This is a genomic window from Bradyrhizobium sp. CCGUVB23, assembly GCF_024199885.1.
In the GTDB taxonomy this organism is placed as follows: Bacteria; Pseudomonadota; Alphaproteobacteria; order Rhizobiales; family Xanthobacteraceae; genus Bradyrhizobium.
Window position 1 is genome coordinate 6,073,874 of the sequence record NZ_JANADQ010000001.1, and the last position, 12,591, is coordinate 6,086,464.

Annotated in this window: 9 protein-coding genes; 4 read left to right on the top strand and 5 right to left on the bottom strand. The window is 63.8% G+C overall.

What is annotated here, in order from left to right; genetic code table 11:
• Nucleotides 1-21: 21 nt before the first annotated feature.
• Entirely contained in the window at nucleotides 22-1,071 is a 1,050-nt protein-coding gene (locus tag NLN62_RS28025; protein WP_156944772.1) for an ABC transporter substrate-binding protein, read from the bottom strand.
• 513 nt (nucleotides 1,072-1,584) lie between these two features.
• Between NLN62_RS28025 and NLN62_RS28030 the strand changes: the two genes are divergently transcribed.
• Entirely contained in the window at nucleotides 1,585-1,731 is a 147-nt protein-coding gene (locus NLN62_RS28030) for a hypothetical protein (protein ID WP_156944773.1), read from the top strand.
• Nucleotides 1,732-1,888: 157 nt separating this feature from the next.
• Nucleotides 1,889-2,776, top strand: a complete 888-nt coding sequence (locus tag NLN62_RS28035; protein ID WP_027527173.1) for a LysR family transcriptional regulator — start codon at nucleotides 1,889-1,891, stop codon at nucleotides 2,774-2,776.
• 18 nt (nucleotides 2,777-2,794) lie between these two features.
• On the opposite strand, the gene NLN62_RS28040 is transcribed toward NLN62_RS28035, so the two are convergent.
• Nucleotides 2,795-4,585, bottom strand: a complete 1,791-nt coding sequence (locus NLN62_RS28040; RefSeq protein WP_027527174.1) for a peptide ABC transporter substrate-binding protein — start codon at nucleotides 4,583-4,585, stop codon at nucleotides 2,795-2,797.
• A 333-nt stretch (nucleotides 4,586-4,918) separates the two neighbouring features.
• Between NLN62_RS28040 and NLN62_RS28045 the strand changes: the two genes are divergently transcribed.
• Entirely contained in the window at nucleotides 4,919-7,240 is a 2,322-nt protein-coding gene (locus tag NLN62_RS28045; protein WP_027527175.1) for a molybdopterin guanine dinucleotide-containing S/N-oxide reductase, read from the top strand.
• Nucleotides 7,241-7,351: 111 nt separating this feature from the next.
• On the opposite strand, the gene NLN62_RS28050 is transcribed toward NLN62_RS28045, so the two are convergent.
• A complete protein-coding gene (locus NLN62_RS28050; RefSeq protein ID WP_027527176.1) occupies nucleotides 7,352-8,671 on the bottom strand; it encodes an aminotransferase class V-fold PLP-dependent enzyme in 1,320 nt (439 codons plus the stop codon).
• Between the two features lie 286 nt (nucleotides 8,672-8,957).
• Here NLN62_RS28050 and NLN62_RS28055 point away from each other — a divergent pair, with 286 nt between their 5' ends.
• Complete coding sequence (locus tag NLN62_RS28055) at nucleotides 8,958-10,157, top strand: adenylate/guanylate cyclase domain-containing protein (RefSeq protein WP_027527177.1); 1,200 nt, start codon at nucleotides 8,958-8,960, stop codon at nucleotides 10,155-10,157.
• 324 nt (nucleotides 10,158-10,481) lie between these two features.
• On the opposite strand, the gene NLN62_RS28060 is transcribed toward NLN62_RS28055, so the two are convergent.
• Together NLN62_RS28060 and NLN62_RS28065 are read right to left on the bottom strand one after the other, a co-directional pair.
• Nucleotides 10,482-11,312: an ABC transporter permease gene (locus NLN62_RS28060; protein WP_027527178.1), complete on the bottom strand. Its 831-nt coding sequence runs from the start codon at nucleotides 11,310-11,312 to the stop codon at nucleotides 10,482-10,484.
• Nucleotides 11,309-12,571: an ABC transporter permease gene (locus NLN62_RS28065; protein ID WP_254111031.1), complete on the bottom strand. Its 1,263-nt coding sequence runs from the start codon at nucleotides 12,569-12,571 to the stop codon at nucleotides 11,309-11,311. Before NLN62_RS28065 ends, NLN62_RS28060 begins: the two co-directional genes overlap by 4 nt.
• Nucleotides 12,572-12,591: the final 20 nt, after the last annotated feature.

Consider the following 12,591-nt stretch of genomic DNA (forward strand, 5'->3'; position numbering starts at 1 on the left):
GCGACCGTTCCCGGTTCTGGCCTATTTTTGAGCCAGAAGCTCGTCAAAGAGCTTCTGATCGTAAGGAGAGTAGATGTAGCCGTCAGCCGGGAAATCTTTCGCCTTGGCCAGATACTGGTCAATGTTCGAGTTATCGATGATCGGCAAAGGAATCTTGACGAAGGCGGGGACATCCTTGCCAGTCAACGCCTGCACGGCCGCGTAGGTCGCAAAAGCGCCGAGCCAATTGGGCTGCATCGTCGCCCAAGATTTGAGGCTCTTTGCCTTCCACAGTTCGAGGAATTGGCGCGCGTTCTCCCCCGTGATCGGAACCTGCTTGCGGCCTTGCTTGTCAAAGGCGAGAACCGCGCCAGCCGAGAGAGCGCCGCCGAGCGACAGGATTCCGTCGATCTCGGGATGGGCGAAGAGAAGGTTGGTCACCGCTTCCTGGGCCGGCGCGACGTTATAGGCGGTGTTCGTCTCGGCGAGGATGGTCACATTGGGGTTGGCCTTGAGCACCGGCTCGGCGCCCTTGCGGCGGTCATCGCTGACGGAGATGCCGGCCGGGCCGTTCAGTACGAGGATCTTGCCCTTGCCGCCGATCGCGTCGATGAGGAATTTCGCCGCGCTCGCGCCCCACTGCTCCGAATCCGTATTGATCTTGGCGGTGACCTGATCGGTGTCGACGAGGCTGTCGAAATTGATGACGGCGATGCCCTTGGCGCAGGCGTCGGCGATCACGCGGCCCGGCGCGGAAGACGAGCCGGCAATGAGGATGATCGCATCGACATTGGAATCGATCATCGACTGGATTTGCTGGATCTGGGTGTTGGCATCGCCCCGGGCATCAGTGACGACGAGTTTCGAGACGAGACCCTGCTTCTTGAGTTCGTCGACCTCTTTCTCGATCGTCCCCTGTGTCTCCTTCATCCAGGTCGGCACCGAATAGATATCGGCCCAACCGATTGTGAATGGCGGCTTGCGATCGCCCTTCATGCATTTGGCCGCGGCGGCGGCTTCGCTTGCCGTTCCGATCAGAGCGAATAGGCCAAGGCAAATGGCGCTAACCGCCGACAACGACGACTTCATCATCCTTCTCCCTCCAATGCGCGGCGCGCGGCGGCGCCTTCAAGGCCTGGCGCTGAGCGACGGATCGGCAGGGGCCTCCACAGGCCGATCGCAACGGCTTGCTCCTGATTCCACTATAATGGACATACTTTCATTATAGCGGACGTCGAAAAGCTAGCGTCGTTTTAGAAATCGCGCAAGAGACCGAATGCGTCGACGCTCCGAAATCGATGAGCTGCGAACTCGTCAATCTGATGCCGGCGGCCGGGATTCTCGAATGTGCCGACAAGGAGGGCCGCGTTTTTCTTGGCCGCAAATTGTACTTCCTTGGCCTTGCCTTCAGTCGCAGTTCGTCCTGAACCGCGAATGCCGGTCGTATCTCGATGAACTCGCCGAGACGGCGCGCGAGACGTCTCAGTTGTGCATGCTCGATGGCGACAAATACGCGAAGGCGCCAGGCCGTTTCGCATCAGCTCGGATGTTGGCGAGAGGATTCCGACTCTCTGAACCGCGTCGGGGCGCCTGCTGGTCTCGCTCATGAGCGACGAGAAGATCCTCTCCTTCATTCCAGAGGAGGACTTCGTTTTGTCGAGCGGCGTCAGGCTGGACCCGAGGGCTCTTCTTGCCGATGTTCACAAGGCCCGGGAGGACGGGTTTTTCTCGTCCGACACGGGCGTGGCGTAGCTTTTCCGCTGCTTCTGCGATCTCACGCAAGTTCGCCGGTCAGAAGCTGGGCGCGGCTGCTCCCCGCACTGAATGCTTGATCGCAGACGATACGCGGTACATAAAAATGCACATCAACGAACGGGATTGCGACTCTATTGTGCAGAAAGTGTAGGATATGGATTGGGAGCGGGTGAGAATATTCCTGGAAGTCGCGCGCGCAGGGCAGATGCTCAAAGCGTCAAAAAATCTGCGATTGAATCACGCGACGGTTGCGCGTCAGATAACCGCGCTGGAAAAGAGCCTGAAGGCGAAGCTGCTCGAACGACACACATCCGGCTGCTCGCTAACTGCCGCAGGGGAGGCCCTGGTCCAGGCGGCGGAGCGCGCGGAAAGCGAGTTTCTCAAGGTTGGCGCCAGCATCGGCGGCAGTGCAGACGCCGTCACCGGCACGGTGCGAGTTGGAGCACCCGATGGACTTGGCAACTACTTCCTGGCTGAGCATCTGGGCGCGTTGGCTGCGCGCCATCCGGGGCTGATCATTCAACTCGTGCCACTCCCGCGCACGTTCTCGCTTTCGCGTCGGGAGGCGGATATCGCGATCACACTCGACCGGCCGAAGCAGGGCCGGCTCATCTTGTCCAAGCTGACCGACTACACCCTGAGCGTATACGGCTCGGAGAGCTATCTCGAGCGCGAGGGGCCGATAAAGGCTCATTCCGATCTAGCCGGTCGTCTCTTCGTTACGCACATCGAGGACTTCGCTTATAGCCGGGCTCTCGACTATGCGTCCGTTCTCGGCCGGCTGATGTCTCGCCGCTACGAGTGCGGCAGCGTCATTGCCCAGATGGAGGCGGTCCGAACCGGGCACGGGATCGGCATTTTGCACGACTACGCTGCAAGGCGTTACCCGGAGCTGCGGCGCTTGCTTCCCGACGTCCGCTTCGTTCGAAGCTATTGGCTGACGTCACATCCTGACACGCACGGAACGCGCAGGGTTCAGGAAGTGCATCGGTTCATCGCCTCGTCGGTCAAGGCAGCCAGATCGTCCTTTGAGTTGGACTGATCGCGATGCCGGCCCGAGCTACGCACCGCGATACCAGCTCGCCAGATTCCAGGTCGTGACGTCCCAACCCGAGATGTCGGCCATGAGGTTGTTGACGCCTGCGCCGACGATGTTGCGCGAGAGCAGCGGCAGGAACACGTTGGCATCGCAGAAGGTTTCGTCGACCTTGATCAGTAATGCGGCGCGCTTGACCGGATCGAGCTCGTTCTGCGCGGCCTTGTAGGCCTTGTCGGCCTCTGGATCGGACCAGCGCGAGATGTTTCGGCCGAGCCATTTGTTCTCCTTGTTGGCGATCTCCCAGGAGACGCACTGGTTCAGGAACCGCTCCGGATCGGGCTGCGGCTGCGTCGTGTTGTACATCTCCATGTCGGCATAGAATTTCGAGTAGGTATCGGGATTGCCGACGTCCGACGAGAAGAACACCGATGCGACGACCGACTTGAGCTCGATCTCGATGCCGGCGCGCTGGCAGGCCTGCTTGATGATGGCCTGCGTCTTCTGGCGCGGGGCGTTGATCGAGGTCTGGAAAACGAATTTGAGCTTCTTGCCGTCCCTCTCGCGGATGCCGTCCGCGCCCCTTGTCCAACCGGCCTCGTCGAGGATCTTGTTCGCCTTGTCGACGTCGAACGCGTATTTGAGCTTGCCCGACTTGAACTGCGCAGGCTGGTTGACGAAGCTCGCCGTTGCGATGCCGCCGCGGCCGTAGATGAATTTCTCGATCGCCTCGCGATCGATCAGGAGGTTGATCGCCCGGCGAACGGCCGGATCGGACAGCGTCGGGTGCCTGGTCTTGACGCTGGAGCGCTCGCCGTCGACCTCGGTCCACGGGTCCGTCGTGTTGAGGATGATGAACTCGACGTTGCCGGAGGGCGTGACGTCGACCTTGCCCTTTCCGTTGGCCTCCATGCGCTTGAGGACCTCCTCCTCCACCAGGAGGTTCCAGGCATAGTCGTATTCGCCGGTCTGGAGCACGGCGCGCGCGGCGGAGACCGCGTCGCCGCCACCCTTGACTTCGAGCGTGTCGAAATGCGGCTGGTTCCTGACATGATAGTCGGGATTGCGTTCGGCCCGGATCATGTCGCCCGGCTTGAACTCGACGAACCTGTACGGGCCGGTGCCGATCGGCTTCAGATTGCCCGGTGCTTCGCGCGACTTCGCGCCGACATAGTCGCCGAAATGATGTTTTGGCAGGATCTGGCCGACCGAGCCGACGAAGGGATCGGCCCAGAACGGGGTCGGGCTCTTGAACTTCACCTTGACGGTGTGGTCGTCGATTTTCTCGACGGTGATGTCCTTGTAGGAACCCGTGGTGTACGCCGCGGTCGCGAGATCCGCGGCGTACGTCCAGGTGAAGACGACGTCGTCGGCGGTGAAGGGCTTGCCATCGTGCCATGTCACGCCCTGCTTCAGCTTCCAGGTCACGCTCATGCCGTCGGGCGCAAGGGCGCCGTTCTGCTTGCTCGGGACCTCGGCGGCGAGGCAGGGGATGAGGTTGCCCTCCTTGTCCCAGCCGGCGAGCGGCTCGAAGAAAATGCGCGAGGCGATCTGGTCCTTGGTGCCGAGCGCGAAATGCGGATTGAGCAGCGTCGGGGCCTGCCAGAGCAGGATTTTGAGCGGGCCGCCGCCGCCGGCCTTGGTCGGCTTGTATGGCAGCGTGGCGTCCGCCATCGCCACGTCGTTCCAGGCCAGGATCTGGCTCGCGACCGGCGCTGCGATCCCGATCGCAGCCAGTTTCTGGATGAACGAGCGACGAGATAGCGCGCCTTGCTTCACCTCCGCGATGAACCCGCGGATTTCGTTTTCGTTCATCGTCCACCTCTCAAAGAAGACTCGTCACCGACTGAAGCCCATCATGTTTCATCATAGCGGAGGCGGCAATGCCGACAAGGCAGGGAAAGCCTGCGGCGAAATGGCGTGTCTAAGCGTGAGATGCGAGTTCGAGGGTGCGCGACGTCGTCATTGCAATGACGACGCTGAGGCCGGATGCATGAAGGCTGTCGGCTGTGCAATCTGCGCGAGGCCCCTATGCTCTCGGTTCCCGACATCGCTAATCCGTTGCCCTTCACAGGCGCGTCTCATTATATTGCCTCGGTAATTGCGACCGGAGCAGCCTGCGCGGCGCTCCGCGATGAGGACCACGCGATGGATGACACGATTGGCTTCCCCGATCCCGGCCTCGACCTGTCGGACGGCTTCAAGCCGCACACCTCGCACTGGGGCGTGTTCTCGGCGCGGAACAGTGAAGCCGGGTTAGAGGTCAGGCATTATGCAGGCGATCCCGATCCCAACGGCATCATCGACAATTTTCCCGGCGCGCTCCGCCACCAGGCGCGCATCGCCCAGCCGGCGATCCGCCGCGGCTGGCTCGAGCGTGGGCCCGGCCCCGATGATCGCCGCGGCCGCGACGAATTCGTCTCCGTCAGCTGGGAGAAGGCGCTCGATCTTCTGGGGGACGAGCTGACGCGCATCCGCGACACGCGCGGCCCCTCGGCTGTGTTCGGCGGCTCCTACGGCTGGTCGAGCGCGGGCCGCTTTCATCACGCGCAGAGCCAGGTTCATCGCTTCCTCAACATCGCGATGGGCGGCTACGTGCGGTCGGTCAACACCTATTCCTCGGGCGCGTCCTCCGTGCTGCTGCCGCAGATCCTGGCGGGCTATGAAGACATCACCAAGCGCAACGTCACCTGGGAGCAGATCGCGACCGAGACCGATATCGTGCTGGCGTTCGGCGGCATGGCGCTGAAGAACTCGATGGTGGCTGGCGGCTCGATCAGCAAGCACGTCGAGCGCGGCGCCATGAGTGCTGCGCGCCGGCGCGGCTGCGAGTTTATCCTGGTCAGCCCGCTGCGTGACGATCTGCCAGTGGAGGCCGGCGCCGAATGGATGACGTGCGTGCCCGGCACCGACACCGCGCTGATGCTCGGCATCGTCCACTCGCTGGTGGCTGAGGGCCTGCATGATCAGGCTTTTCTCGATCGCTACACCGAAGGCTGGCCGGTCTTTTTGCGCTATCTGACCGGCGAGAGCGATGGGCAGGCCAAGAACGCCGAATGGGCCGCCGCGATCTGCGGCGTCGAGGCGAACACGATCCGCAAGCTGGCGCGGCGCCTTGCCGGGAAGAGGGCGCTCATCACCGTCTCCCATTCGCTGCAGCGTGCCGAGCATGGCGAGCAGCCGGTGTGGATGGGCATGGTGCTGGCGGCAGCGGTCGGCCAGATCGGCCTTGCCGGCGGCGGCTACGCCTATTCATTGGGGGCGATCGGCTATTACGGCCGCCGCGTCAACGACGCGCCGGGGCCGACGCTGGGGCAGGGCCGCAATGGTGTCGCCGATTTCATTCCGGTGGCGCGCATCGCCGACATGCTGCTCAACCCTGGAAGCACCTATCGCTACAATGGCGAGACGCGCACCTATCAGGATATCCGTCTCGTCTACTGGGCCGGTGGCAATCCCTTCCATCACCATCAGGACATCAACCGCCTGCGCAAGGCCTTCTCGAAGGTCGATACGCTGGTCGTGCACGAGCTCGCCTGGACCGCCACGGCGCGGCACGCTGACATCGTCCTGCCCTCGACGATGACGCTCGAGCGCGAGGACATCGGCTATTCCACCAACGATCCTCTGATGATCGCCATGCACCGGATCGCCGAGCCGTTTGGGCTCGCGCGTGACGACTACGAGATCTTTGCCGATCTTGCCGAACGGCTCGGCGCGCGCGAACCCTTCACGGAAGGACGCAACGCGCGGCAGTGGCTGGAACATCTCTATGAGCCGACCCGTGCTTCGCTCGGGGCGCGCGGTCTCGAGGCTCCGAGCTTCGAGGAATTTTGGCGACGCGGCAGCCTGGTCGTGCCGCAACAGCCCGATGACGGCGGCAGGCTGCGCCGCTTCCGCGAGGATCCCCTCGCTCATGCCCTACCGACGCCGAGCGGACGCATCGAGATCTTTTCGCAAAAGATCGCCGGCCACGGCGATGCGGATTGTCCGGGCCATCCGGTCTGGCTCGCGAAGACCGATGTACCAAAGCCCGGCTCGCCATGCTTCCTCGTCGCCAACCAGCCGGTGACGCGCCTGCACAGCCAGCTCGACTTCGGCGGCCATTCGGCGGCAGCAAAACATCGCGGCCGCGAGGTCGCGCGCATGAACCCGCGCGACGCTAGCGTTCGCGGCATCAAGGATGGCGACATCATCCGCCTGTTCAATGAGCGCGGCGCCTGTCTTGCCGCGGTGCATGTCACCGACGGCATAGCGCCCGGTGTCGTCCAGCTGCCGACCGGCGCGTGGTACGACCCGATGGATCCGGAGGACGACGCGCCGCTCTGCGTTCACGGCAATCCGAACGTGCTCACCCGCGACATCGGCACCTCGTCCTTTGCGCAGGGCTGCACCGGCCAGCTTACGACGGTCGAGGTGGAGCGCTTCACCGGCAACCTGCCTCCGATCCGCGCCTTCGATCCGATATAGCTTGTGTAGGATGGGTGGAGCGCAGCGAAACCCATCAGCTTCGTCGCCCGATAAAAGTTTGATGGGTTTCGCCTTCGCTCTACCCATCCTACGATCTTCGAAAGCGGTGCCTCAGCCCGCCTTCGTGCCCGTGATGATTGCGAGCGCCTCGACAAGGCGGTCGAGATCGGCCTCCGTGGTGTAGAGCGCCGGCGTCACGCGGATGCATTGCCCCTTGGCGACACCTGCGCGGCGCACTGTGTGCACCTTGAAGCCATCCCTGAGTTTTGCCACCACGGCGTCATTGTCGGCCTTGCTCGTCTTGCCGGCAAGGCGGAAGGAGGTGATGGCGCCGTAGGAGCCGGCCTCGTCCGGCGTCAGGATCTCGATATCCCTGAATGCGCGAACACGGCTCACCCAGTAGTCGCGCAAGTAGCGCAGGCGGGCCTGCTTGGCGGGTGCGCCGATCTCCTGGTGTAGCGAGACCGCCGTCGGCACCGTCAGCACGGTCGCGAAATTCACGGTGCCGGTGTGCACACGCGAGCGGATATCGGTTGCCGGATAATCCTCGTCGCCCATGTCGCGGTCGATGTCGGCGATGCGGTCTTTCCTGATGTAGAGGAAGCCGACGCCGAGCGGCGCGCCGATCCATTTGTGCAGGTTGAAGCCGACGAAATCGGCCTCGAGCTCACCGACTTTGAAGTCGAGCTGCCCCCAGGAATGGGCGGCATCGACGATGGTGTCGATGTCCTTGGCCTTCGCCATGCGCACGATCTCGGCGATCGGCATCACGAGGCCGGTGCGGTGGCTGACATGCGTCAGCAGCAGCAGCTTGGTCTTCGGGTTGGCATCGATCGCTTTTGCGTAGGCGTCCAGCACGGCCTGCCGGGTCGCTGGCTCCGGCACGTCGAATTTGACGACGTCGACGCCGCGCCGCGCCTTCAGCGCGTTCATCGCATACTGCATCGAATCGTAGTCGAGATCGGCATAGAGCACGGTGTCGCCCGTCTTCAGCCTGTTGTAGCCGCCGATCAGGAGCTGCAGCGCCTCGGTTGCACCGCGCGTCAGCGCGATCTCCTCGGGCGCAGCGCCGACCGCTTCCGCCACCTTGACGCGCACAGCCTCGAAATCGGCACCAAAGCGCTGCCGGGCATAATAGGAATTCTGGGAGTTGACCATGTCGGCCTGGCGGATGAACTCGCGCCGCACCGGCTCGGGCATGATGCCCCAATAGCCGTTCTCCAGGTTGACGATGTCAGGTGTCACGGCATAGAGCCCGCGCGCTGCATCCCAATAGGCCTTGTCAGTGGCGATCGCGGCCGCAGGTCCCGTCGGCGCCTTCGGCAATCCTTCCGCCGCCATCACCGGTGCCGCAAGCGGCGCGACCGCCGCGGCCGCGAGGCCTTTCAGAATCGACCGGCGATTGGACGACAGCGTCTTGATCAAATGCATCTTGAGCCTCTCACTTTAGCGCGGCGACCAGAGCAATATGGTCCACGAAGCGGAGATGACGGGACTGTGACCGTCCAAAGGTGGCGCGTCGATCCGGGACGCGGCGGGGAGTGCGTAGGATGGGTTGAGCACTTGCGAAACCCATCATGCTTCATCGCCGGACGACCGCGATGGGTTTCGCTTCGCTCTACCCATCCTACGGGGTGGCCGCCGCCATTGACGCCCCCCGCCCGAGACACGACATATCCTGCATCCCGACTCCGCACCCCCCGCCCCGGAGCAAGCCATGAACGCGCCGTCCAACGTCGATCCCGTCACCGCGCAGCCCGAGCGCGACGTCCTGCACTGGCTGACCAACGAGACCCGCGATCAGCGCTTCATCGACAACATCTTTGCCGAGATGTGCATCCGCCTCCAGCAGGCCGGCATTCCGGTCGCGCGGGCGACGCTTCATGTCGTGGTCAACCATCCGCAATGGCTGGGCGCGCGGATGATGTGGGCCGACGGGATGCGCGGGGCGGAGATTTCGCGGGTCGATTACGATGTCAGGGAAACATCCCAATATATCGGCAGTCCCGCCAACGAAATCCATGACGGCGCTACCGAGGTGCGCGAGCATCTCGAACGGGGCCCATCAGCGGGCCGCAAGCATGCCGTCTATGACGAGATGCGGGCGAAGGGCCTGACCGACTATGTGGCATGGCCGATGTACCATACGCTCGGCAAGCGGCACATCGTCACCTTCGCGACCGACCGTCCCGACGGCTTCGACGACGCGCATGTTGCCGCTCTCAAGAGACTGTTGCCGGTGCTGGCGCTGGTCAGCGAGATCCGGATCAAGAACCGCCTGGCGCGAACCCTGCTCGAGACCTATGTCGGCTCGCATGCCGGCGAACTCATCCTGGCCGGCGCCACAAGGCGCGGCAGCGGCACGACCGTGCACGCCGCGATCCTGATCTGCGACTTGCGCGATTTCACCCGCATCTCCGACAACTGGCCGCGCGATGACGTCATCGATCTCCTCAACGACTATTTTGACGCGATGTCCGAGCCGATCGTGCGGCATGGCGGGGAAATCCTGAAATTCATCGGCGACGGCCTGCTCGCCATCTTTCCGCTCAGCCAGCCCTCGGCCTGTGCAAACCTGCTGCGGGCCGTGAGTGAGGCCCGTCAGGCCATGGCGGTGCTGAACGAAAACAACAGCGTCACCGGCCGCGCGCCGCTGCATTACGGGATCGGTGCCCATGTCGGCGACGTCATGTACGGCAATATCGGCTCGCGCTCCCGGCTCGACTTCACCGTCATCGGCCCTGCCGTCAACATGGCCTCCCGTCTCGAGACGCTCACAAAACAGTTGGGGCGAACCGTGCTGCTTTCGCGCGCCTTCGCCGACCTCGTGAAGAACGAAGTCGAACTCGAACGCGTCGGCGAACACCCGGTGCGCGGCTTCAACGAGCCGGTCGAGGTGTTCGCGTATCACGGCTGAAGGTCGGTCTGCTGCGCGCTCCGTAGCCCGGATGGAGCACAACGTAATCCGGGGTTGACTCCATCGGCGTGTTTCCCGGATTTCGCTGCGCTTCATCCGGGCTACGATCGCCTCCGGCGCGGGGAGGTCGGATTGCGCCTGTTTCGTTGGGGTTCGCCAAAGCTTCTACCGATCCTACGAACCCCAATGATGGCATCATGCCCCTGATTTGCCCGACGTGTCAAATGATTTCGTAAAATCGGAAGCCATCGCGCCGTCCGCCACCGGCTACTTTGCATGGGGTTGTTTTCGATGTTTTGGTTTTGGCGACGCGGCTAGCGCGCCTCAGGCGCTGCTGCCCTTCAGCCGCTCGTTGCGCCGGCGCAGGCCTTCCATGGTGGCGAGCAGGATGACGGAGACGGTGGTCAGGATCACCGCCGCCGCCGTGATGGTCGGGCTGATGTTCTCGCGGATGCCGCTGAACATTTCGCGGGGCAGGGTGCGCTGCTCGGGGCCGGCCATGAACAGCACGATCACCACCTCGTCGAAGCTGGTGGCGAAGGCGAACAGCGCGCCTGATGCCAGACCCGGCAGGATCAGCGGCAGGATCACGCGGCGGAATGCGTAGAGCGGCGGCGCGCCGAGGGAGGCTGCGGCGCGCGCCAGGTTCATGTCAAAGCTTTGCAGCGTCGCGCCGACCGTGATCACCACGAACGGCGTTGCCAGCGCGGTGTGGGCCAGGATCAGGCCGAGATAGCTGCCGGTCAGCCCGATCGGCGCGAAGAAGAAGTAGAGGCCGACCGCAGTGATGACGCCGGGCACCACGACGGGCGACAGCACGATCGCCAGCACCAGCGGCTTGAACCGGCTCTTCCACTGTGCCAACCCCAGCGCGGCCAGCGTGCCGAGCACGACCGACAGCACCGTCGCGGCGACGCCGATGATCATGCTGTTCTTCAGCGACGTCATCCAGCGCGCCGAATGGATGAACTCATCGTACCAGCGCAAGGAAAGGCCGGGCAGCGGATAGGTGAGGTAGGCGCCGGAGCTGAAGGATAGCGGCATGATCGCGAGGATCGGCGCCATCAGGAAGATGAAGACCAGCGTGGCAATGATGATGGTCGCGCCCCACGCGATGCGCTGGCTGGTCGTGCGGAGGGAAGCATCGCCGCTCAATTCTTCATTCCTCCGGTGACCTGCTGCCCCTGCACCAGCCTTCCGTAGAGGACGCCGAGCAGCAGCGTTGCGACCAGCAGCAGCGCGCCCAAAGCCGAGGCAAGGCCCCAATTGGCGGTTTCGGTGGTGTAGAGGGCGATGAAGTAGCTCATCATCTGATCGGCGCCGCCGCCGACGAGTGCGGGCGTGATGTAGTAGCCGAGCGCCAGGATGAAGACGAGCAGGCTTCCCGCGGCGATGCCGGGCAGGGTCTGGGGCAGGTAGATCCGCAGGAAGGCGGTGAGCGGCGGCGCGCCGAGCGAGGCGGCGGCCCGCATATAGGCCGGCGAGATCGCCTTCATGCTGCTGTAGAGCGGCAGGATCATGAAGGGCAGCAGCACGTGGGTCATCGCCACATAGACGCCGAAGCGGTTGTAGATCAGCCGCATCGGCGCATCGATGATGCCGAGGAAGCGCAAGCTGTCGTTCACCACGCCATTGCTCTGCAACAGCACGATCCAGGCGCAGGTGCGCACCAGCAGCGACGTCCAGAACGGCAGCAGCACGAAGATCATCAGGAGATTCGATCTCCCGGCCGGCAGCGTTGCCAGGAGGTAGGCGACCGGGAAGCCCAGGATCAGGCACAGCACCGTGACACTGAAGCTGATGATGAAGGTGCGGACGAAGACGTCGCGGTAGATAGCCTGATCGGGCGGGGCGGCGACGATCGCGCCGTCCACGTTCCGCGTCAGGTCGAGCGCCGCCAGCAGGTAGAAGCCTGTCACCGGCCCGCTCGCGCCCTTGATCGCCGCCCAGGTGGTGCGTTCGCGCCATGCCGGATTGATCTTGCCCAGCGTCTCCTTCGCCGTGCCGGATACAGGCGGGGCCTTCAGATTGCGCGCCGTGCTGGTGAGGATGGTGCGGAAGCCGTTGACGGCGTAGTTGAGCCGTTTGGCCGCGATGGCGAGCGTCCCGGCGGCGCGCGCCGCCAGGATGTCGTCGGCCAGCGCAGCATAGGCCTTTTCGTCCGGGAGGTCCTTGCCGTCCCAGTCGGCCAGCGCCGCCACGGTTTGCGGCAGCACCTTGCGCACCTCCCAGTCATCGACGGCGTGCCAGAGCATGCCGGCGATTGGTCCTAAGAAGGTGAAGAGCAGGAATGCGAGAAGCGGCAGGACCAGCGCCAATGCCTTGACCTGGCGCGCCCGCTCCGCCCGTTTGAGGCGGCGCTTGAGCGGCACGTCGGTCGGCGCATCGGCGCTGGTCAGGAACGCTTCCGTCATTGCTTCAAGCCTTGCGGGCG

Bases quoted from the DNA above. Each gene is read 5' to 3' on its own strand.
- NLN62_RS28025 (WP_156944772.1), bottom strand. From the start codon at position 1,071: ATGATGAAGTCGTCGTTGTCGGCGGTTAGCGCCATTTGCCTTGGCCTA.
- NLN62_RS28030 (WP_156944773.1), top strand. From the start codon at position 1,585: ATGAGCGACGAGAAGATCCTCTCCTTCATTCCAGAGGAGGACTTCGTT.
- NLN62_RS28035 (WP_027527173.1), top strand. From the start codon at position 1,889: ATGGATTGGGAGCGGGTGAGAATATTCCTGGAAGTCGCGCGCGCAGGG.
- NLN62_RS28040 (WP_027527174.1), bottom strand. From the start codon at position 4,585: ATGAACGAAAACGAAATCCGCGGGTTCATCGCGGAGGTGAAGCAAGGC.
- NLN62_RS28045 (WP_027527175.1), top strand. From the start codon at position 4,919: ATGGATGACACGATTGGCTTCCCCGATCCCGGCCTCGACCTGTCGGAC.
- NLN62_RS28050 (WP_027527176.1), bottom strand. From the start codon at position 8,671: ATGCATTTGATCAAGACGCTGTCGTCCAATCGCCGGTCGATTCTGAAA.
- NLN62_RS28055 (WP_027527177.1), top strand. From the start codon at position 8,958: ATGAACGCGCCGTCCAACGTCGATCCCGTCACCGCGCAGCCCGAGCGC.
- NLN62_RS28065 (WP_254111031.1), bottom strand. From the start codon at position 12,571: ATGACGGAAGCGTTCCTGACCAGCGCCGATGCGCCGACCGACGTGCCG.